This is a genomic window from Bacteroides sp. (genome assembly GCF_030151085.1).
Lineage (GTDB): Bacteria > Bacteroidota > Bacteroidia > Bacteroidales > Bacteroidaceae > Bacteroides.
In genome coordinates this window covers 95,145-117,755 of sequence record NZ_JASLER010000047.1, presented here as the reverse complement: position 1 = coordinate 117,755, position 22,611 = coordinate 95,145, and the positions used below count along the sequence as shown (strand labels likewise).

Annotated in this window: 24 protein-coding genes; 3 read left to right on the top strand and 21 right to left on the bottom strand. The window is 37.5% G+C overall.

Annotated elements, in window-relative coordinates; translation table 11 throughout:
• The 20 genes from Q1W14_RS09305 to Q1W14_RS09210 all read right to left on the bottom strand — a co-directional run bounded on the left by Q1W14_RS09305 (position 1) and on the right by Q1W14_RS09210 (position 19,753).
• Entirely contained in the window at positions 1–1,941 is a 1,941-nt protein-coding gene (locus tag Q1W14_RS09305) for a hypothetical protein (protein ID WP_300701013.1), read from the bottom strand.
• Between the two features lie 153 nt (positions 1,942–2,094).
• On the bottom strand, positions 2,095–2,376 hold the full coding sequence (locus Q1W14_RS09300; RefSeq protein WP_300701012.1) for a DUF3846 domain-containing protein: 282 nt from the start codon (positions 2,374–2,376) through the stop codon (positions 2,095–2,097).
• A 2-nt stretch (positions 2,377–2,378) separates the two neighbouring features.
• On the bottom strand, positions 2,379–2,711 hold the full coding sequence (locus Q1W14_RS09295) for an SH3 beta-barrel fold-containing protein (RefSeq protein WP_300701010.1): 333 nt from the start codon (positions 2,709–2,711) through the stop codon (positions 2,379–2,381).
• 106 nt (positions 2,712–2,817) lie between these two features.
• On the bottom strand, positions 2,818–3,291 hold the full coding sequence (locus tag Q1W14_RS09290) for an RNA polymerase sigma factor (RefSeq protein ID WP_300701008.1): 474 nt from the start codon (positions 3,289–3,291) through the stop codon (positions 2,818–2,820).
• A gap of 346 nt (positions 3,292–3,637) precedes the next feature.
• A complete protein-coding gene (locus Q1W14_RS09285) occupies positions 3,638–4,219 on the bottom strand; it encodes a hypothetical protein (protein ID WP_300701006.1) in 582 nt (193 codons plus the stop codon).
• Positions 4,216–8,244 carry a phage tail tape measure protein gene (locus tag Q1W14_RS09280; protein WP_300701004.1) on the bottom strand — a complete coding sequence of 1,343 codons (4,029 nt, stop codon included), beginning with the start codon at positions 8,242–8,244 and terminating at the stop codon, positions 4,216–4,218. Before Q1W14_RS09280 ends, Q1W14_RS09285 begins: the two co-directional genes overlap by 4 nt.
• Complete coding sequence (locus Q1W14_RS09275; protein WP_300701003.1) at positions 8,244–8,432, bottom strand: hypothetical protein; 189 nt, start codon at positions 8,430–8,432, stop codon at positions 8,244–8,246. The genes Q1W14_RS09280 and Q1W14_RS09275 overlap by 1 nt, the downstream gene beginning before the upstream one ends.
• Before the next feature lie 27 nt (positions 8,433–8,459).
• Entirely contained in the window at positions 8,460–8,981 is a 522-nt protein-coding gene (locus Q1W14_RS09270) for a hypothetical protein (RefSeq protein WP_300701001.1), read from the bottom strand.
• Positions 8,982–9,032: 51 nt separating this feature from the next.
• Positions 9,033–9,212, bottom strand: coding sequence for a hypothetical protein (locus Q1W14_RS09265; RefSeq protein WP_300700999.1), 180 nt, complete (start codon positions 9,210–9,212; stop codon positions 9,033–9,035).
• Positions 9,209–10,048, bottom strand: coding sequence for a hypothetical protein (locus Q1W14_RS09260; protein WP_300700997.1), 840 nt, complete (start codon positions 10,046–10,048; stop codon positions 9,209–9,211). The genes Q1W14_RS09265 and Q1W14_RS09260 overlap by 4 nt, the downstream gene beginning before the upstream one ends.
• A 1-nt stretch (position 10,049) precedes the next feature.
• Positions 10,050–10,616, bottom strand: a complete 567-nt coding sequence (locus tag Q1W14_RS09255) for a hypothetical protein (RefSeq protein WP_300700996.1) — start codon at positions 10,614–10,616, stop codon at positions 10,050–10,052.
• Positions 10,613–11,164, bottom strand: a complete 552-nt coding sequence (locus Q1W14_RS09250; RefSeq protein WP_300700994.1) for a hypothetical protein — start codon at positions 11,162–11,164, stop codon at positions 10,613–10,615. Before Q1W14_RS09250 ends, Q1W14_RS09255 begins: the two co-directional genes overlap by 4 nt.
• A gap of 2 nt (positions 11,165–11,166) precedes the next feature.
• Positions 11,167–11,640 carry a hypothetical protein gene (locus Q1W14_RS09245; protein WP_300700992.1) on the bottom strand — a complete coding sequence of 158 codons (474 nt, stop codon included), beginning with the start codon at positions 11,638–11,640 and terminating at the stop codon, positions 11,167–11,169.
• 4 nt (positions 11,641–11,644) lie between these two features.
• On the bottom strand, positions 11,645–13,216 hold the full coding sequence (locus Q1W14_RS09240) for a phage major capsid protein (protein WP_300700990.1): 1,572 nt from the start codon (positions 13,214–13,216) through the stop codon (positions 11,645–11,647).
• Positions 13,217–13,238: 22 nt separating this feature from the next.
• The gene (locus Q1W14_RS09235) at positions 13,239–14,291 is read right to left on the bottom strand and encodes a phage prohead protein (protein WP_366945749.1); all 1,053 of its coding nucleotides are present in this window, start codon (positions 14,289–14,291) and stop codon (positions 13,239–13,241) included.
• The gene (locus tag Q1W14_RS09230; RefSeq protein WP_300700987.1) at positions 14,245–15,684 is read right to left on the bottom strand and encodes a phage portal protein; all 1,440 of its coding nucleotides are present in this window, start codon (positions 15,682–15,684) and stop codon (positions 14,245–14,247) included. Before Q1W14_RS09230 ends, Q1W14_RS09235 begins: the two co-directional genes overlap by 47 nt.
• A gap of 138 nt (positions 15,685–15,822) precedes the next feature.
• Complete coding sequence (locus Q1W14_RS09225; protein WP_300700984.1) at positions 15,823–17,826, bottom strand: PBSX family phage terminase large subunit; 2,004 nt, start codon at positions 17,824–17,826, stop codon at positions 15,823–15,825.
• A 62-nt stretch (positions 17,827–17,888) separates the two neighbouring features.
• Entirely contained in the window at positions 17,889–18,434 is a 546-nt protein-coding gene (locus Q1W14_RS09220; RefSeq protein WP_300700982.1) for a terminase small subunit, read from the bottom strand.
• Position 18,435: 1 nt separating this feature from the next.
• Positions 18,436–18,999 (bottom strand): phosphoribosyltransferase, encoded by a 564-nt coding sequence (locus Q1W14_RS09215; protein WP_300700980.1) that lies wholly within the window; start codon positions 18,997–18,999, stop codon positions 18,436–18,438.
• Positions 18,968–19,753 (bottom strand): NAD(P)-dependent oxidoreductase, encoded by a 786-nt coding sequence (locus Q1W14_RS09210; protein ID WP_300700978.1) that lies wholly within the window; start codon positions 19,751–19,753, stop codon positions 18,968–18,970. Before Q1W14_RS09210 ends, Q1W14_RS09215 begins: the two co-directional genes overlap by 32 nt.
• 421 nt (positions 19,754–20,174) lie before the next feature.
• Here Q1W14_RS09210 and Q1W14_RS09205 point away from each other — a divergent pair, with 421 nt between their 5' ends.
• The 3 genes from Q1W14_RS09205 (at position 20,175) to Q1W14_RS09195 (ending at position 22,088) form a co-directional block, all read left to right on the top strand.
• Positions 20,175–20,471: a hypothetical protein gene (locus Q1W14_RS09205; protein ID WP_300700976.1), complete on the top strand. Its 297-nt coding sequence runs from the start codon at positions 20,175–20,177 to the stop codon at positions 20,469–20,471.
• A gap of 256 nt (positions 20,472–20,727) precedes the next feature.
• Positions 20,728–21,270: a hypothetical protein gene (locus Q1W14_RS09200; protein ID WP_300700974.1), complete on the top strand. Its 543-nt coding sequence runs from the start codon at positions 20,728–20,730 to the stop codon at positions 21,268–21,270.
• 44 nt (positions 21,271–21,314) lie between these two features.
• Positions 21,315–22,088: a DUF2971 domain-containing protein gene (locus Q1W14_RS09195; protein ID WP_300700972.1), complete on the top strand. Its 774-nt coding sequence runs from the start codon at positions 21,315–21,317 to the stop codon at positions 22,086–22,088.
• A 54-nt stretch (positions 22,089–22,142) separates the two neighbouring features.
• Here the strand turns inward: Q1W14_RS09195 and Q1W14_RS09190 are convergent, their stop codons facing one another.
• Positions 22,143–22,556 (bottom strand): hypothetical protein, encoded by a 414-nt coding sequence (locus Q1W14_RS09190; protein ID WP_300700970.1) that lies wholly within the window; start codon positions 22,554–22,556, stop codon positions 22,143–22,145.
• Between the last annotated feature and the right edge of the window lie 55 nt (positions 22,557–22,611).

Sequence of the window (22,611 nt, the reverse complement as noted above, 5' to 3'; positions counted from 1 at the left end):
CTAATTAATGCTTTTAATTTGGAGATTATAATCAATTCCTTCATAGCGTCCAGTCTTATATTTCAATTCGTTTATGAAGCAAATATATAGCAGATCGTTTCTCTCAACCTCAACAAGAGCATTGACATCGGATGGTATGCCCCCATCAGCAGTACTGATACTTAATGTATCAACAGTAAATAATGGGTCAGTTAGTTCAACATCAGAGTTCTCAGCAACTTCATTTATCACAATATCACTATTGCCTGAGGAAGAAGCGAATTTCAAAAATTTGGCAAATGAAGCTATGTATTCCTTATTAGCTTCAATAATGGCACGAGGCGAGAACATGGCATTATACATAGATGAAGAAGAGATAATACCGGTAACATCATAACCATTTCGCACAAGCTCGTAGAACCCAGCACCTTCTTTCAGTGCAGCACCAACAAAAAAAGTATCATTGTCGCTATCGCTGTCGGTTGTATCTTCTCCTCGTTTGCTTACAAGGAACTCTATTCCATAAGGGTCAGCACGAAGAGGACTTATAAGTTCAAGCGCCTTATCTGTTATAGTTATTCCGGTATCGTACTCATTAGTGAAATGAAACTCATCACGCCCATTGATGCTATCATAATCCTGTTTGTCGTAACCAACCCTTAGAATAGAGTAAATAAGTGAGGAATTTACTTTCACATTGAAATCACTTCCTGTATAGCTAATTTTCTTTTGTACGTCAGAATGAAATAGAGATGTGCGTTTTTTAAATATAATCTTATTATCTGTGATATCAGGAACATAGCCAAAAACAGTCTCCATCCAATCAGAAAACTTCTTGAATGAGGTATATATCTTTGCATTCTTCAGATTTCTAGCACTCTCTGCCGCAATGATTACTGTAGAGGATAAACGAGAATCAGCAGCATATTCTATTTCACCTACATAACCCTCTTTTTCTTCATTGATACTCTTCAACAAGCGATTAAGAAGTATATCCGGTTTTATGACGTTAATAAATTCAGGCTGCATCTTGTCCATGTAATAAACGGACATCTTAAAATTTTCAATCTTCACTTTTACACCATCAGTAGCATTAAGAAATATCCTATATACCATTCCAATATAACCATAATCATTATTTAGCGGGTCAACCAATACCATGCCTTTCTCTTCAACATGATATACTTTCCCAGCAGAAATACCGCTTGTATAACATATAGAGCTACCAGATGTCCCTCCACTTATTTTCTTTCGAAATTCAGCACCAAATGATGCATCGCCTGATGAGATAGAAATATCACAGCTCAAATCCATATATAAGCCATCAGGTGGTAAAGCAATCAATTTCATAAAAACCCCTTTGTTGTCACGATAAGCACCATCTGATTCATGATAAGGCTCAATATAACCGCCGACATAAATTTCAGGATTTACATCTACAACATAAACATCTATATTTGCATTATGCGAAGGCCCTTCTGTAGAATGTACTACATACTCATCGTTATCAATGTCAAAATTATAAGTACTCAACATCGATAGCCTATCGTAATTGAGAGCCTTTTCTTCTTTCAATTCAACAACTGGATATTCATATTGAGTACTCTTCTTAGCCTTTATCTTGGCTGCAAGACTATTATCTATTGCATTTATATACACGGTAGTATCATCATATTCCATTGAACCAAAATCCAAATAACTACCATACAGATACTTTTTACTTCTATTGTTATCAAACGAATATATTTCTATCTGTGCATTAGCTTTCAGATAATTTGCACGGTATTCCTTGAGTAATAAGTTATAGGCTTTTCCCGTAAACTCAAACTTAGAGCTGAACGAACGGATTATACCGCTGAAATCATTCCGTTTCAGCGAGAGGCTAATTTCATCCCAATTCTTAATACAATCTTCCTTAAGAATGAAAGGCGTACCATCTATAATTATAATATATTGGTTCATACATTTTCTTTTGCGGCGAATATATAGAAAAAGCCAACTGCATCGACAATTGGCTCATTTCTTGAAATTCATATTTTAAGCAAAATACTTATAACTCGTTGTTAATCATAGTAGTTACAAATACAAAGTTAAAACCATGTTTTTTCAGTAGGTCTATTCAAACATATTAGATTTACATACGATTGCATCACCAGCAATATAATCGGTAGAATAAATCGCTCTACTTCCTCTGGCTATGATAGTCGCGCAAAAATTCATTTCATACCCTTTAATCTTACCCTCTTCATCAAATGCCATGATATTCTCATTATTCAGTTCTACTATTTGTACATTCCCTCCAACATAACTTTGCATTTCCTTAAGAGTAAACGTCTGACCATTGGCTGGAATAATCTCTTCTAGCATACCCTCAACTCTGAATAATTTAGCAATCATAATCAGTAAACAGTTACAAGATTCTCAATTTTAAAACATCTCATCTCGGATTTAGCAATGTCATAGTAGGCAAAGGTTTTATAACTGGGCTTTGTCATTTTCTTGCCTCTTATAGTAGAACCGGCAGGTAAATTCTGCAATGTACCACAAGCATATCTTATACTGCCATCTGTTTTCTCATAGGCAAACTTTACAGAACCATCTCTCATTCGTTTAGCAAGCCGGTAAAGCTCCCAAGCTTTAAGCATACAATACTTCCAACTCTTTCTTGTTGTGTTAAGTAAATGATGTGCATACTTCATTACTCTCGTTCTAAAATTAGACTTTGTTTCCATAATTCCTTTGTTATTGGTTTGACTTTTAATTCTTTACATCAGTAAAGTTAATCTAAAAAGACAAGTTATACAAACAGAAACTACGCCATTTTAACGCCTTAACACTTTAAAGATCAAGCTCCCGGCTCAGCATTTTGCGCCCTAAAAAGATACGACTTCTCACAGTACCTACAGGTATATGAAGTATTTCACTTATCTCATCATAGGAATATCCTTTCGCATAATAGATAACACATTCAATGCTACAGGACTTTGCAGCACATCTGCGTATGATAGCAACAATTTCCTTAAACGAAAGAATGTCGGGAATTGATGTATAGGAACTAAGTTCAAAAGCTTTTTCAAAATCCACATATCGAATAAAAGTTTTTCGATTATAGTTCGTAATAAAGGTATTAATCAGTATTACTTCACACCAAGGCTTTAACGGACGCCCATGTTCAAACCGGGTCTTGTTGGAAAGTACTTTATATATTGTATCTCCGGCAAGGTCTTCGGCTTCTTGGATCGAACAGCAATATTTACGGGCAATTCCCAATATCCAAGGATAAATAGAACTAAGTTCTTTTTCAAAGTCCATACTCACCTCCTTTTTATTGTCATGAGTGAACTCTTAGTGTGCAGCTCTACGTATTCCCTGTGTTTGATGCTTTGCTCAAGAAGATCATTAGCACTTTTTCTCATTGATGAGACAAGGACATCAACATCGTTCGTTGATGGGATAATTAGCTTTTGAAGGATTGCTAACTCATCTAAAATCTTATCACATTTCTCCTCTATCGTTCGGAGTTTAGACGATAATTTGTTGCAAAAAGCCGTGTTTCTGCAATCGGTGTCATTTTTTAGCATAAATGAAGGTCATTAGTAATTTCATATTGAGTTACTAATGACCTTCAAAAAAATTCAATAAATGAGTGCTTTTTATTTTAATATCCGAAATTAGGCTTAGGCTTCAATTGTATCTCCGCCTGATGAAGCATATTCGCATACACAGCAGCATTGATAGTATTTATATCAATACTCATTTTGAAATGTGTCATTACAAATGCTATTTCAGTATCAAAAGAAGCTCTAATTTCATCAGGAGAACGTACTACTTTAACTTCTTTCTCTTTCACTAATTCACTTCTATGCGCTTCAAATAAAGCGGTTCTAAGCATTTCATCTACTTTCTCGTTAATATCATTGTCAGATAATCCTAATACATCTTCATCGAGCGATTCAAGTAGAGTAAGAACGTCATTATAGGATTTATAAGCAATAAGATTACTACATAATCGCAGTATGAGAATTTTTGCTTTACTTTTTACACATTCTTCCTTTTCCATCAATTGCGCTTTAAAATTCGCATTATCAGTAATACAACGGTAAGAAACCAACAACTCAGAAGCATTCTCTTCTAACAGCATCTTATCAGTCGTCTCACCATCTGCAAGCAGAACACTATAATCTCCACATACCAGTTCAATAAACTGGGCCAGGGATAATTCATTCAATCTTGTTTTCATAACTTTCTCAGCTTGTATAGTTCAAAATCTCTATCTGCATCATACTTCTTTTGCTGCTTGATTCTTTGTGCAAGCAATCGGTTGTTCTCATCCATTTTTTGCTCAAGCCTTGAGAAATCATTAATTACGGTAGTTCTTTCGATATCGCTCTTAGAACCTCTAAACTTATGATTTGCGAACGACATTTCTAAATCCAGTGAGTTCCAATCAGGCATATCCATTTCATCAACGTCTGGGAACACCTTGGATCCGCGAGGTAAGTCAACCATCATTGGAGTATTAGGAGTAACCCATGCAAGACCGTTATACATGACAACCTCATGTTTGCCGGCATCACCGACCAATGCTTTCCCTCCAGGATGAGAACCATTTTTTGTACCTTCAGCATAAGAAGGAATGGGAGTTGCCGCAATTGTTGCTATTTGTATGGCTCCCATAGCACCTACAATAGCGGCTAATATGAAGTTAGGCAAAGACTTAGTAATTGCCAAAGCTGTTGCAATACCCGCCTGTGCGATACTCGTTGCCTTATCCCATGTTGCTTGTTTTTTAGCCATTGCCTGCTTTTTCTTGTCAAGTTCAGCATTCTTAGCGGCTGTTTTGTCCTGAGCAGCACGTTTTCGAGCTTCTGCCTCTTCTTCCGATATGGAACCTATTTCAGCTAAGTTCTCAATTCGTTCTATGTCCTTATCCTTGGCTTCTTCATTGGCATCCTGCTCTTCTTCTATTTTCTCTATTCGTGCACTATAACTATTTTGCACAATATCATTGAGACCACTAAAGACATCAATAACAGCAATCGCAAGACCTTCAAGGCTTAATTTTCCATCCTTTACTATATCCTCTATGATGATTGATAAACCACTGAAAATATTAGCTGTATCACCAAGAGCATCCCTAGCAATATCATTCATTGTATCAAGACTGTTAGAAAATTCACCTAACCACTTCTGATGTGCTTTTGCTGCATCTTCTGTATCAGCAACCGCATTATCACGAACAGCATTAGATAATGCTATTTCAGCTTCGGCAACCTTCTGTTTCATCTTCAATCTATCTTCATCAGACAAACCAGGCATATCGGACATTATTTTAGCGAGTTCCAAGGCAGTCGCAAGCTGTTGGAGCATATATTTCCGAGTGATGGCAGCTTTGTTTTTCTCATAGTTTTCTGCATTTATCTCACCCTTTTTATACTTGGCTGTAAGTTCATCAAGCTCTTTACCCATTGCAGTATTTACAAGTACAATTCTTGCAGCATACTCTTCTTCAAGTTTCTTATTTTTCTCTATAGCATGATTTTCGTTCAATTCCAGTCTTTTCTTTGCATATTTTTCTTCAACAGCAAGGATATCCTCATTATTTCTAATGGCAGATTCTTTTTCGGCTTCCTCCTGAATTTTGAGTAAAGAAAGACTAAGTTCATATTCTTCATCCGAACCTTTTTTCACAACAGCAAGTTTATTCTGTATGCGTTCCTGTTCTTTCTTCAAATAAAAGTCCACTTCATAATCACCAATATCTTGCTGCATTCTAGTGGCAAGATTTTCACGGGTTTTCTGTTCTTCTTCAGAATTGCCACGGATTGCAGCAATTTTCTTGTTATAGTTGAGAGCAATCTTTGCAAGTTCCTTTTGCAAACCTTCATCCATGAGGTCAAGCTCAGACTGTTGCATTGTTTCAAGGATGCGCTGCCGCTCTTTAGCTGCTTTTTCAAGTGCATCCTGCTCTTTTTTAAGTTCTTTCTCTGTTTTTGTGGGAGTAAACGTATTATTTCCAGAAGCAATATATTCGTTCTTTAATTCTCTAATCTGCTCCATCTTAGTTTTTAAACTCTCAACAAATTGAGTTTGTTGCTCAATAAGTTCGAATGATTCATTAATATCATCATTTATAGCAGACGTAGCACGTTGTAATCCAAGCCCTTGTTTCCAAAATGAAGAATTATTATATTCCTCCCAGTTCTTTTTATTGCGATTTGTATAAAGATCAAGCCTTGCTTGTTCTTGTGTAAGAGAACGTTCTAATATTTTCAACTGCTCTCCACGTGCTTTTTCAAATGCCTTTTCACCATCTAATCCCTCCTTTCGATAATGAAAAGCAACAGTTTCAACACTCTCTAGTTTTGACTTCACCCAATCTTTATCGCTCTTGGCGGCTTCTTGCCCTATTCTCTTTGCGCTATCTAACCTTTCTTGTCCAAGTTGCTCAGTAGTGGCGATAACATCACGCATACCTCTAACTAAACTTGTAAGATCTTCAATAGCTCCACGAAGAACTCCATTGCTACCCATAATAGTTATCATAAACGATTCCCAAGCAGAAGACAATCCTGCAAGTGCACCTTTTACGTTATCATTCATTTCCTCAGCCATATCACCTAGTTCCTTATCAACTCCAGTAATCTGTTCGCGTAATGGAACTATCTTATCAGCGGCAGTAAGAAACGCATTAAAAGCTGCAACGCTCCGTTTATCAGTAAGTTCAAGAGTCGAATTTAGATCAATGCCTTGCTCTTTCAATTTCAACAATCCTTCCGCAAGTTCAGGCAGAGTGGAAACTGGACCACCTAAAGATTTCGCCAGTTTTCCATTAGAATCTGCAAGATTTAGGAAAATATTTCTTGTAGCGGTAGCAGCCATAGAAGCATCAAATCCTGCGTCAGCCAATTTTCCAAGCAAAGCAAGAGTATCTTCTATCTGAAAATTAAATGCTTTAGCAACTGGACCAACAATAGGCATAGCTGTTTGAAGATAAGAGAATGACAAAGCACTCTTTGTTGTTGCTACAGCCATTGCAGAAACATATCTTTCTGTTTCCGATGTATCAGCATTAAACATTCTCAATGCTGCACCAGCCAATGCAGCAGCCTCTGGTAACTCAGCACCTGTAGCTTGAGCAAACTTCAAAATATATTCAGTTGATTCCAGAATTTCTTTTTTAGAAAAACCAAGTTTCGCAAGTTCTACTTGCAGATTTGTGGCTTCTGAAGCTGTATATTTTGTTGTTTTACCAAGGCGAGCAGCATCGTTTGTAAGTTCTTTTATGCTGTTAGACGTTGTGCCAAGAATTGCTGCAAGTTTACTATTTGCTGCTTCAAAATCAATGGCTGCGGAAATTCCTGATTTAAATAGTCCAATAAGTTTCTGAATAGCAAGTAAAATTCCTTGAGCACCTACAAATCCTTTAACCATATCCCCTACACCAGATTTCACCTCTCTAAAACCATCTGTGAAACTAGACTTCAATATATTACCATAACCTTTTGCAATAATTCCAAAATTGTTTAACGATTTATTCCCATTCTGTAATTCTATAATTGCAGCTTTTACTTCTTCGCGATATGCACCAATAGTCATCTTCTGCTTAGTGTATCTATCAGAATTACGCTTTACATAATCAGTATTGATGCCAATAGTGGAATTAAGTCTTGCTAAAGTAGTAATATATCCTTCATCAGTATCTTTCAATAAATCAACAGCCTTTTGCAACTGCTTATTCACTTCTTTAGCTTGTGAGCGACTATGGATTTCTTGATTAGTCAAATCAATTGCAGACTTAATAACTTTGAGTCTTTCCTCCTCGGATAATGTAGCACTTTTACGGGAAGAATTACCAGCTGTCTGTGCTTTAGTTGCAGCTAGTTCAGCTTTAGCCATTTTCTCCAAGGCTTCTGTATTTTTCGAACTCGCATCAGTCAATGCCTTCATATCCTTTGCAGATAATTCTCCTGCAGCAACCTTCTTCTGCAAGCTATCGGCAACCTCCTGGATAACCTGTCTCTGTTTCTCAAGAGTAGCATTGAACTCAGCAGATGTCTTACTGGCCGCTGCTGCCTGCTTATTATATAATTCATAGAGTTTATCCAAATCTTTTGGAGCATTTACTTCTATTTTTAAACCTTCTGCAAGCTTTGTTGCGACAACAACATAAGTTTCTTTTAATGCAGCTAACTTCTTATCCAGTTGCACTATTTCCTCTATTTGACCTTTATCTATAAGGTCTGTAATTTTTAATTCTGCCATCACATATAATGTCTAAATTCGACAATCGTTCCTTCTATCTCACTACCTACCTTATCAAAGCAATAAGTATCGTCAGCCTTTTTATAGACCACATAGATACATTGTTCCAATATGGCGGCTTTACGTGCAAGCTCGCTTACATAAGCACACTCGCACATAACTTTCTTATTATCGCAATTGCATGCCATAACTTTGTTCCTCCATTATTATTTATTTTAATGATATCCACTATTTTTCATAAATTTATCCAGCCAGGGACGAAGTATATTCTTTGCAAAGTATTTCTTCCCGGTATTACCAAGCATGAAAATGTTTTCTCCATATTTCTCCTTGATATCCGGGCCATCAATAAAGCCTTCGGTATCTATGTTTAGCCCATCACCGATTAATTTAGCAGATACACTGTCATGAAACCGTCCGGTGATGAAAAGGTTAGGAACCTCAACAGAACGTGGAGAAAGGAACAACACCTCTGAACCGATTGGTGGAGTTATTTTCTGTTTCCAATGCTTGTACTGTTTGCTACGGTGATACCAACGCCCGGGCTCCTCAAAAAATGGGTCGTTCTCATAAGTAGGGCTTAACAAACGTTCTTTGCCATTCACTCCGCTATACAGTTGCTCACGTATCAGTCCCTCGACAACATCTTTATTATCATCCAGGCAGGCTGCACATTCATTCTCGATGCCGGTAGCAATTTTATGTATGACATTATATACTTCTTCTATACTGGTCATAACCTAAAAAGTAAAAGGGGGATGCACTTTAAACCTCATCCCCCTCATTCATCAACCCTTCACTTCTTCAACTTTTCCTTTCTTTATCAGATCGTAAGTATCTGAAAGCATCTTCTTACGATCGTCTTCAGAACGATCCTGCCAAATAACCGGCATGTGTTTGTCTATGAACTCAGTCTTCTTCATAGCCTTTACTGCCGGTTCCACGAAAGTCACATTTTCAATTCTCATACCGGTACTCCTTCAATGAATTTGATTCCACTCTCATACAAAACAGAAGGTGATTTCAGAGATACAGTAGTTCCACCATTGGCAGGTACAACAGTAATAATACCATCTGCATAAGTAGCAGAAGTTGCTCCATTCAGAACAGTTGCAGCAGCCTTGGCAATGACATCGCCAAACAAAGTGGTAAGGTCGTAACCACCAACCTTTTCAACCAACACAAACTTATTAGCCTCTTTACTGGTTAGTAACACTTCTGTTAACCCCCTTAGGACATTCTTAAGATTGATTTTCAAATCCACGAAATCAAGATGTGTATAAGTGTCCTCAATATCTGCATGGCAGAAACTAACAGTCATGGTAGACTTTGCAGAACCGGTAGAGAAAGGAGTTACTGTAGGGTACACTGTTGACATCGGGATTCCTGCAAGTATATCGGTGCCATCATTATAACCATACAACCGTTTATCATCAAAAAAACACACGTCCCATTCTTTAGCAGCACATTGCAATAACTTCGCATTCAGTGTCTCATCAAATTTCTGCAAGGTGAATGTGTCAGTTTGAGAGTTCAGCCCATTGTACAGGCTGGCACCATATCCAATGGCACTTACTTGAGGATCACCCCCATTTTTCGCATATTCCACAAATGGCAATATCGGATATATCCGTTCCGGACGGTCAGCATGACACAATTCCAATAGTTTGTCTTTTGTAAGCTCAGCAGGAAGTTTCTGCCCATGTTCCATTAGAATGGCACCCTTTATTTTACCCCAGTCGATTTGACACATTGAGCCGCCTGTATTTAACTGCGCACTCTCACAAGTTCTAGTACTTCTCATTTTATCTACAATTTGGATTATTAATTATAATTTCCATAGCTTTAATATTAATGGCATCTATAGTTTCACTAACAGCTTCTCCACTCTCAGTAAAGGCACCATATCTACCATAAGAATAGTTTTCTGAATAACTATGCTTAACCTTATCCTCATACCCCCAATCAAACCTATTATCTTCTAAAAGGACTTTAATCAAACGGTTATAAATCGGTCGAAGGATATTCTTAAATGACGTTACATGGCGTTGCTCATTACTCCATTCACGACTGGATGAGCATGCAATAACCAATGATACTTTCGCTTTAGCGAAGTAATCAGTATTATCCCTTTCCTCATTTATAGGGCAGAACAAGGCAACAAGAGGAAACTTAGAAGGTGCAGTTTTATCCGATTTCGTAGTGACATCCAATACATCTTTGACATATTGGCCACTTCCGAATATGAAATTAACAGGCAGGTTCTTTAGAACCTCAGTATTACCTTTTCCATCTGTATAGATGATTTCAAGGTCTTCTGACACATTCTTCACTACCTCAGAGAAAATCTCTATGATATCCGGTTCATTCATAAGTTAAAGGCATTAATTGGGGTTAACATGTTACTTTCTATGCTCACATTAAACGGACATTCCAGTGAAGAAGCCCACTTCACAAACTTTTTGTTCTTCTTCACCATATCGTTCCATATACTAACTTGCCGTTGGATGGGAGCAATATATGTATTATCACATTTCAATAGCACAAGCCCCTTAATGGTTGCTTGCGTATTGGCATCTCGAAGGATATGGAAGAACACATAATTCGCGAATGATTCGCGCAACTGTGTACATAGCAGTTCATACTTTGACTCTTCCACAACCATATCATTCATTACAGCTTCAACACCTGCATCTTTATCGGCATCGGCTACCTCATTTTCCAGCAGTTCGAGATAATCAGCTACCTCTTTAGAGAGCTTGTACCCTAACATACTGGAAAGGAAAAGAGGCTGGTATTCCTTCACATATTCCATAATCGTATCATTCACAGCAATAGAATCTTGTGAAGGCAGTTTGCCCATAGAGGCATTAGCGATATGCCGCGGCCCAGCTAAGAAATATGAGACATCAATCAGCATAGTTATTCAGTTTTACGGGCAGCAGGGCGCCCTCTCTTTTTCTCTTCCACAATGACGGTCTTATCATCAGTTACATCCGTATATTTGGTGTCTCCAGCTGGCAGTTCCTTTGAATCACCTGCCGGCAATTCTTTCTTATCCTCATCGGTTTCTTCAAGTGCTGATACGCGAGCAAGCAAGCCATCACGTTCAGTAGTGAGTGACAATATCAGAGCATCTTTCTCGTTCATAGCCGTTTCAAGTTTGGAAACATGCGCTTTTATTTCTTCATGTTCCTTGGTCAATGTGGAAATCATTTCCTCATTATTTTCAATGGATAAAGCAAACCCTTCCATTGTTTTTCGGGCATCTTCCTCAGTGATAAGCCCGCACTCGGAGATAGGGGTGATTGATATCAGCCCCCTACTCATACGAATGCGTTGCTCTTTAAGCACGTTGGAGACATCCTTGTCATTTCCATCAAGAATGTACATCATACTGTTACTGTTTAGTAATTGCTTCAATCAGTTTATCAAGATCACCATAAGAGAAAGCAAAAGGACATATCACTGCCAAAAGCAATTCTTCCTGAATGAGCAAGGCTATCATGTTCTGAGCCTCGTAGTTGACATCATCTTTGAAATTGAATGCGATATTCGTATATTGAATTAACGAAGCACCATTATAGAAGTCACCAATCAAATACTTACCATCATGCATTTGAGGCAACTCAATAATAGGACGCTCGGCGATATACTTCACACCGTTACGAACTTTAATCAAATCAAGCGGACGCCCAGTAGTATCTTTCAAACTCATAATAGAGTTTACAGTTGAAGGACTAAACACGACTGCGTTTGGAGAAAACTCGTTAAATGTAGCTAATGCAAAGCCGGTACGAATAGCATCTTCCGGATTCGGTTCTGGAATGTTCTTGAAGAACTTGTGTTTAACAGAGAAAGCAAGATTCTCAATTGTGGATTCTTCTTTATACTCTACACCTCTAAGCAGAATGACGCGGTCGTTTTGCTTAATAATCTCATGTGGATTATTGAGTTCTGTCAAGTCAGTAGCTCCTGTGAATGTTATCACCATACCATCACGAATAGCAAACTGAGAATTCTTAAATTCAATGACGGTATCTTTGTTGGAATTTGCACCTTTTACAGCCAAGATGCTTCCAGCTTCACCAGTTACAATATTATGTGAAAGCAAATCTTCGATGCTTTCACAGTCATAGAAAGTCGTAATTCCTTCAAGGTTTTCACCAGTACCATCACCGAACAAAATGTTACTGTCCTCAGCCATATAAACCCAGTTGGCTACATGGTTCAGCAGCCAAGAACGCAACCAGGCAGTACGCTTCAACATTCGTTTTGACAAGTCCATCATAGTACCTACACGCTTGACATTAGTGCTCTTTTCACGCATCTTGATGGCACTCTTTGGCAACATACCATTTTCAGTGACGAAACGGGCGTTACGGTCTACTTCAGTAATTTGAAGCCAAGTATGGTTAGTCGAGCCTGGATCACCTTGTTCTACAGAAAGGAAATCACGCATATGGTGACGATTCTCTGCTATCTTGCTTGCAATCTCACTACGACGATGAGAAATCAAGACTTCACCTTCATAGCTGTTTGAAGTGGAAACAAGATCTTTAAGTGAGAATTCAAAAAAGCCTGAACTCTTTTCTCGATCAGCCAAGAAATCCAAGAACTTTGGACTATTAACCATTTCACCGAATTTCTCAGTGAAATTGTCAACTGCATCAAAGTTGATACCTTTTTGTTTCATCTTCTCAAGACTTTCGCCCAAGTTTTTTACTTGCTCAATCAACTCTTCATTATCTTTCACGAGCTGGTTGAACTTTTCGTTGTCATAGACCTTCAACATATCATTGAGGCCCTTGAACTTAGTATCAACATCATCTGGAGTCATAACTCCATCAAGAGATTTGTTCATTACATCACACATCATGCCAACGATGTTTTCCATGAACGATTTCTGCTCTGTAGGCAGTCCATCAGTTTTCAGATTAAAATCTGATACAGTAAATTTCTTTAATGCCATAAAATTACTTTTTAAATTATTGTTAGAAACATCCATTCAGCTTTGAAAAATCAAGGAAAGTGCCAGTTGAAGCGGCTTTCATTGTTATTCCCTCATCACTATGTACTCCGGTATCTTGTTTCTGAGTGTCATCAGACGGCTCAGTGCTACCGGTAGCGGTGGGTGTCGTATCAATCAAAATGGTGTTAGATTTATATACTCTTGACCAACAATGAGGGCATCTTACATATGCAATCATGTCGGTTATAGACTTCTCTGTGTAATCGGCTTTCTTAGCCTTTAGTGTATCAATTACCGCAACTACCTGCTCCCTAATTTCAGGCTTTAGCTTGTCCATTTCATGGCGAACAATATCTTCAGTTATCCATCGCTGATACTGTGCTGCTAATTCAAGTACTTGCTGGGTAAAAGTATGCTCAGGTAATTCGTCGTAATCAAACTGATGCCCACAATCCGGGCATGTGACAATAGTTCCTCCATTGAGGCTTTTCAATAATAAGTTCATTTCCATATCATAACCCTTTAAACGTTCGTCACTATATCCATGCTGCGTGAACGCTTTACGAAGGAAATCAACAGCATCCTTTACTTGGTCTACTGTGGCTGATTTGATGTTCACAAGGAATGTTTGTGGATTACTCCCCCAACTGGTCAATGTAGAATACTCGCCCATCCACCATTCATGGACTTTGCAAGTGTCCACAGAATCTCGCTTGATTGCTTTCACGCCAATGCTATGTTCAAGTGTACGCCCATTTTCAGCATACAACTTGTAATCAGCCAATGTATCACGCCCAATCTGCTTTTCAAGGTTAAGCTGACCGATCATAATCAAATTGCCATTCTCCTCCTTTCCACTCAACGGCACACCAAGAAGTTGGTCTGTTTTGTGATTCAGAAACCAACGCATACGACCTATGTTTTCTTTCAGTGTCTTGTTGAATGATCCGGGCATGGATATATCATTTTGCGAATCCTTCACACCGATACCATTTACTGCAACAGTAACGATACCTTTCTCATCAACATCATTTGCCTTCGTCTTGTACTGAAGGCTTTTGACTTTCTCTTCCATTTTCTTCATCTCCACTTTTTGTGTTAAAAACTCGATTCACTTTATCTAATTCCTCATCTGACATGTCAAATTTCAATTTGTCGAACAGAGGATTTTCTACCATACTTTCACCTATTTGGGCACGCCAGTCATTAAGAGTGATAAGCCCACATGAAAACTGTTCCCGACATCTCTTGTTGATGGCGGTCTTTACTGTCTCCGCTTCCTTTAATCCTTCTTGTAAGCAATCAACGTCAGAAAAATCACAATCTAAATAGTAGCCACTATTTTCAAGTCCAAGGAATGCAGTAAAATCCCGGCAGAATTGCTTTGCCTTAGGAATAATAGTCGAGCAATACACACTCTTTTCCGCCGTTGACTGGTTACTGAACGTTGACTGGTCCTTACGAGGTACAAGAACAGCAGGAATACCAAATGCGCCAGCTATACTAATAGCATCGAGAAGAGTTTCATCAAAGGGTTGCAACTCAGAGATTGAAAGATTAGTCCGAACAAAATCAATGTTGGCATCAGAGAAACCAAAAGGTACTTGCCCCCGTCGTATTCCATACTTCTCGAAATTCTGCTTCAATAGTTGGCTCTTTTCCTCTTCAGTCAATGCAATAGAACCAGTTGCATCAGTTTTCCTACTTACTATAAATCCAAGCCCTCCGCGTTTGACATAAATTACATTTCTTGCTTCATAAACTGCAATAAGGTTAGATATCGGTTTATTCTGAGAAGTTAAACGGCTCTTTGCCTTCAAAAATGTAGAACCAGAATTGAATTCTATTCCCCCATCCCTATCATGCCAAATCTGAAATGGAGGAATAAGGAGATTTCCATTCCATCCATATTGCAGACGGTAGCCTTTTATGATGTCTTCGGTATTAGCGATACCAAAAAGTGGAACATTACCATATACGGGGTCAACCAAAACTTTATCGGATGGGAGCACCCAGTAGTTATCGCAATATCTCCATATATCGGTAGAAGCAAAAGTTTCTGCCATAGCAGCACGCAAGAAGCTATTACCGGTACAGAATTTATATACATGATGCTGGTAAATTAACTCACGCCAACGCATTAAGCAGTTAGGGCGATTAAGAATGTCATTTATCCGCTTATTAGCCCATACAATACTATCATCCTTTACCTTCTTCAGCTGGAAGTCCGCACCAGCTATTCTGGATGCAACATAATCTACAGGGAAGAATACTTCAGGTACACTACGGAATAGTTCCAAATAATTGCTACCTGCCACAATAGGATTAGTCAAGTCTTCGATATACTCTGCCGACCACTTGACTACATCTTTCACGGGCTTTTCGTCCGGAGTAACAGTGGAAGGGGTAATCTCAACTTCACCCTTTGTCACATGCTTATTACTGAATATGTTTGAAAAGAAATTCATGTCTTTTGCTTTTGGGACAAAACTAGACAAAAAGAAATCCCTTTAAACAAAGTTTAAAATCTTGACATCCTCATTAACCCCAAAAACAAAGACAAAACACACTATATCAAATACTTACATTCAATTTTAGAAAATACACTATTTTGCAACGAACTGTACTAAGCCACTTAAAACAGCACTTGCTTCTATATTTTCACCATCTTTATTATAGTCCATAAGATTATTCATAAATGCAGCATACCTAGTGTCTTCTTCTAGTTTACTTTCGGAGAATAAGATATAATTCTTCACGTAGTCCGAGGTAGCTGCTATACGTTTATCAACATCAGAGAATTCTTTCAATGCACGTATTTCTTTGTTAGATTTTGAACGAAGGTCGCGAACAAACGGGAAATATGCCTCTGCACATTCTATCACACAAGTAGCTGCTTCACATTCACCAATGGCAACCTGTATTTCTTCAGTTGAAATGGTATCAGCAAACACTACGTCAACTATATGCCATTTCTCCCCACACTTGAAAGCTTGCAACAATACAAACTTACCGTTGATATTTGGCATAACATAGACTATCTTTTTGGTGTACACATTTTCGGTGTTAGGATTGAAGAAATGAATTGCACCGTCACGAGCATAAAGATTTCTTTTACGCCGATTACTGAAAGCTGTGTACTCATCGTTACATAAATCTGTTACAAGGTAGCGAAGACAATCAGATAAATGCCCATGTTCTTCATAACTCTGCCCGGTTGTTTTGTTCTTCACCTTTGCTTTAAGGATGGCACCGTTAGCATCCTTCTGTACACTCATATAGTCTTCAAGAGAAACAGTACAGCTTTCATCTATGGCTATTTCTATTCCCGGCACAATTCCGTCAAAGATGGCATTGATAAACTCACCAGTCATCGCTACACTCGGATTCTTATTGCCAACCTTATCCTCAATTTCAAAGGCTTCTTTCTGCAAGGTATCTATAAACAAGTCCATCCAAGAGCGTTTTTCATCATCAATACTATTTGCCGCCTTCGTCGAAGCATCACCATGAACAAACAACTTATCTGCATAAGCTAACGACTTCAAATACTTGGCCACAAGTTTTGAAGATTTCTTAACTGTGTTGTTCGGGCTTTCTGCACAAGTCTCGTGGAATTGCCAAACCTTGGTACCAGCACTGAAATCTACTTGCCAATAAGTGACGCTAATGTATGGGAGCACATTATTATCGACTGATATATGAATAGGAAGGCCCGGGACATACTTGTGTTCACCTGAATGCCTACCTCTGTTGAACGAACCAAAGAATTCACTGCCGGTACGCAGCACTCCCCACTCACCAAGAGCATAGATATTGTAATAATCCGGATCATTCTGCCGATCCTTTTCAAAATCGGCAATACATTGTTCGTCATAATAACCATAGGTTCCATCAGGACTGCCAATCACCCAATAGTTATTCAAGTAGGTTGACTGAATAACTACCATATCCGGAGCATGCTCTTCTATCTGTCTAGTTCTTGGATTCATTACGGACTTGGCAGAGTTCATCCGGATGGATTTTACTTTAGTCAATTCCTCGGGCAAAGTATCACCGCAAATATCTACGGTCATGGCAACATCATGCCATTTCTCTACATCAAATAGTTTCTTCTTTATCCACGAGGTTTCACTAACAGGGTTGAACGTACATATAATCTGTTGGCCCACCTTTCCACGTAGACGCTTACGAATCTGCTTTAAATCCGGTTCTTCAAACTCAGAAAGTTCTTCGAGGTGTACACGCTTGTAATTGGATATACCTTTTATCTTCTCAGGGTCATCAAGACCGGAAAAATCTATTTTAGCACCGTTGTATAGGCACTTTATTGTGTTTTGTTGGAATTTAAAGAGGTGGTCTATTCCAAGACCTTTGGCAGCTACTTTATAATCTTCATATATAGTCTTCGATATAGAAGCTCCCACCTTACGCATAACCAAAGTATTCTCACCATCTTGTAATGTCTGTATGAGTATAGTTTGAGCTACACTATAAGACTTACCGGAAGAAGAGCCTCCATACAAGATAATAAAACGCAATGTCACATCTTGCAAGTACTTCAACAAATAGAATCCGTTCGGGTTAAGCTTCTTATAATTTATTACCATATTTGTTCTATAGGTCGGACATCACACAGGGATGAACACACTATATTATCAATTTTATTGTTCTATTTTTCTGTTTCCTTCTCATCATCGAATCCAATACGAAGTTCACCTACTTTTGCCATACCATTAGTTAAATCTATTTTCTTTGGAGCATCCCAGCCATTCCATGCACCAAGCAACCGGGCAGCTTCAGTTTTACCATTAAACTCGTACGTAACCCCACTTCTCTTATTCGAAATCTTCTTCAAAGCATTGCGTAGTTTCTTGGGTAATTGGCCGGGTGCCTTTATCACAACCTTATCTTTAACATGGTCGTATATGAACAAATCGCTAGGGTCAGCCATGATTATATCCATGAGAACCTTTTCGACGACTTCACGCTTTACTTCTGATTCCTTGGCACGCTGTTCTCTTATTTCATTTATCCTTGCACTGACCTTGCTGTCTGCAATAAGTCTGCTTGCTGCACTCCAAATAGTCTCAGGTTTCATCTTGGAAGCATCATAAGCCATACGATATGCTTCACTTGCATTGCCATCAGTATCGACATAATACTGGCAGAAGTTATCTTGCTTTAAGGTCAATGGTTTATCTACCTTCTTTCTCATATCAGTTGTTATTAATACCTACGAGAAAAAGTAGTTGGTTCCTATCCTTCAATAACTCGTAGGTGGCAAGCAACGTGCTGCCGGTTGTTACTATATCATCGTACACTATTATCCTTTGCTCTTTGATTGGCCGGAGAAGAAAAAACTCAGGATTCAACCTGTTCTTAGTCAAACATTGTATTGCACCCACATAGAAAGGTATACTCACCGCTTCCGCTATTTTGCAACATACTGAGGTCGCAAAATGAAAGCCGTCGTAATGTCTACGCCTTGGCGTTGTCACAATACACCAATCATCATAGCCCCCTACAACGAAACGACGAAGAAACTCACATGCCCTTTCTGCAAAGAGTGATGCAAGTTCCTCCGATCGTTTGATTTCTAAAAAACTGGTGCCGGTTTTGGAACGGGTAAACTGAGAAATATAATAGATATCACCTTTCTTGTGAAGCACTATCCTTTCTTTCAAATCGCAAAAGCGCTCATTGTGGGACCAGCTTCTACCTTTTACCGCTACCGGCTCGTCCCAGTCATCAATGCGACATATCTTTCCCCTTCTCTTCATCAAAGACTTTTTTCACTCCTACCTCAACAGAGGTATAAGACAAAGGTACTAAAAACACAGAGCCGTTTACCGATTGCTCCAAATTGTCAAAATCCAGTTTCTTACCAATCAGCTCTATATCAACGTTTTTGTATCGTTTTACGAGATTGGCAAAATACTCTACAGTCACCGGTTGGCGGTTTGCAATGTTAATTAAAGGCTTATTGCAGCCCACGGCACAGATAAGCCCTTCAATCACATCATCAATGTAAGTAAAGCAACGGATGTTCTGGCCGTAATTGTACAGCTCCACTTTATCCCGATTTAACAGGTACCAGAGAAGAGTTCTATTACGAGGGTTCGGACCATATACATTATGAAGCCGAACACCAGTTGCATTCTTACAATAGATGGATGCGTATTGCTCGTCGAAGTACTTGCTAATACCGTACATCGACGTAGTATTTTCAGGATTGGCAGTTGAAGAGCTTGCATATACTAACTTTACATGATACTGCTCACAAGTATCAGCAACCACCATAAAGGTATCAATGTTATCTTGCCGGATTTGGACTAAATCATCATTAAATACACTGGTTTGTGCTGCCAGATGAAACACACACATGATATCACCTGATTTTAAATACTCGCTGATAGCAGATGCCTCCTGCCCGGTCAAACGGTCAATCTCAATTACTTCAACAGCACGTTTTCTCAACTCATGGCAGAGAACTTTGCCTATAAAGCCTGCACTGCCGGTTACAATCATCTTCATATCTTAATCTGATTTTAGTTAATAAAAAAGGCATGTAAGGACATTCTTACACACCCGAAATATGTTAAATTAAAAAAATAACTATATTTGCAGCGATACTTAGAGCGTCTAAGTCTCATTTTTTAGATAATAGTTCAGTTTAACATTCTTGAAAGCAGCTAATAATCGAGTAATGTGCTTAAACTGAACAGTAGTACGTATGTTGTTTACAGCGATATGCGTGCCTGTTCAGTTTAAGCACATTACTCGATTATTAGCTGCACCTCAAGAATGCAAATGTTGGATTTGGCACGCTTTTTTGTGCCTATGCCAATAAAAAAGAAGTGTATGAGGCGCAACCTTTATTTAATTTGGAACTTCTGATAGTCTGTTTACAACTATGAGAAGTATGTTCGAGCAATTAGAAAAATGTCCCTGTACCATGATAAAAGACATGGAAAAAGCAGAGGATATACTAGCTTTCCTGAAAGGCTATTATTCAGAAATAGAATTCAAGGAAAAATGGAACGACTTGCTCCCTTCACATCTTAAATGCACTAATTGCATATTTAACTTCGCTCTAAAATCTATGATAAAAAGGCAAGATGGAAAAAGCAAAGTAGATACAATTAGAAATAACCTAAATATCATATCTACAAGATATTTCATATACAAGAAAGCTGAACAAATGATTGAAAAAGGCGAGTTTAAATGCCTTCTCTGTGAAAACAACCTTTAACTCTATCAATACGATCGTTGAATATCGTATTAATTAATCAACTCCTAAAACCAGAGAACCTGACTTTTTGTAATAAAAAGCAGCGATTATTTTATGCTCTACTCAGAAATAAAGATACTAGAAACTTTTTATTTTTAGTTACTTTTAATTGTCAATTATATAAAAAAACACTATTTTTACCACGCTAATACATTGAATATACATGCTATGAAAATGAAGATACAATTTGCTTGTTTTTATAAAAAGAGTTATCAATATGAATGAATATTTATCATGGAGTGCCGTTGTTGCACTCATCACTTTTACCATTCAACAAGGGGTAAAAACATGGTTAGACATAAAAAAAAGTCGATCTGAAGTTGTTTTTACTCAACTTCATAGGGAAAGGGCATTGGTTATAAAAGAACTTTATCAGAAAATGGCAAAGCTTAATAATCTTTTGGATGAATGGGAAAAAAATATAGCGCCAATTATAGACACAACACCTGGACCACTTAAAAGTCATTATACTATTAAATGTAGCAAAATAAGAGAATCCCTAAATGTAGCAAAAGAGTATTTTTTATCTAACAAAATCTATTTTTCGGAAAAACTAGCAGAACAAATAAATTCAGCTTTAGATGGAATGATTATTAACGACAGTACTTGCGAGATCTCTCATGAACTTTGCCGCCAGAATAAAAAAAGCCGCCTCCCATTTATCAAAAATGGAAGGATACATTATCCTTATGTTTATTTATTTTCCACATTACTACTAGAAATTGAAAGAGAGTTTAGAAAACTTCTCGGTAGTAAATAAGAATATAGCAGACATTACTCAACTCAAATATTAATGTAACTATTATGAACCAATATATGAAATACTCTGCAATCATAAAAGGGATAGAAAATGGTATTATCCCTAGATATGTCTACAAGTATGTAGACATTCAATCTGCAATAAAAATAATACAAACTAATTCTATAAAATTCAATTCAACTTCAAATTTTAATGATCCTTATGATGGTAAAGCATTTATCCAATACAACTTTTCCTATGAAGATATATCCAGTTTTTTCGGATTTTCGAATTTACCAGTGCAGGAGCAAAATATAGAAGTCAGTAAAAAAGCTATGGATATTTCTGAAATGCAAAAAATGGCACATTCACTCTATGCAAATTTTGATAAAAAAACAGCAATTACTTGTTTCTCTGAAATTGGTGATAATATAAAAATGTGGTCTCATTACGCTAATAGCCATAAAGGAATATGCCTTAAGTTTGATTTAATTAAAGACTTAAATTTTTTTTCAATTCCTGTAAAGGTTGAATACAATGATAAAATCACTTCTTACAAATTTTCAGAAGCAGAAAATTTCATTTACAAACAATACTCAACTAAAAGTAAAGAATGGGAATATGAAAAAGAAATTAGGATTATTAAATCTAATACTAGTCCTTCTTTGATTGAATTCAAAAAAGAAGCTTTAATAGATATGGTCTTTGGCTGTAGTTGTACCGAAGAAGATATTTGTAAACTCAGAAAAATGCTCAAACAACATAATTTTAATGTAGTAAACTTTAAAAGGGCTATATTAGCAAATCTGAACTATAAATTGGATATTATTCCAGCATGATAAATTTCAAAAGCCGCAAACAGAAAGACCGCAGCGGCTTTATTTTCACTTTATTCATGACAATAACTCTTCTCCATAGATTGTAAAGTAAGCATTTTGAAGTTCATGAATAGAAGTAAGACCTTGAATCGTAATCCTTCGTGGTCTTTCCAAATCAGTCATCCCCATATAAAAAAGACCATCTTCTTCCACAACAAAGAAGGTGACCCTTCTGTTGGGCAAATAATAGAGTTTATAACCGTCCTCTTTTGTAGGTATCAACCCTATATCAAATAATAACTGTTCAGACAAAGGTATAGAATGAATATCTTCTTTGGGGATAATCCTTGCAGTCGTTGGATTATTTGGATTATCAGTTTTACTGGCAAAGCCTTCGATAGTTATTCCTAAAGGACAAACAGAGTTAACTTCTACCAATTCCAACTTATATTTTACCAGATTTCTGATTCTTAAACTTTTTGTTTCCATAGGTATTAATTATATAGTTTACTTTGTAAAAATGAAATATTAGTTAGTTCTAAAG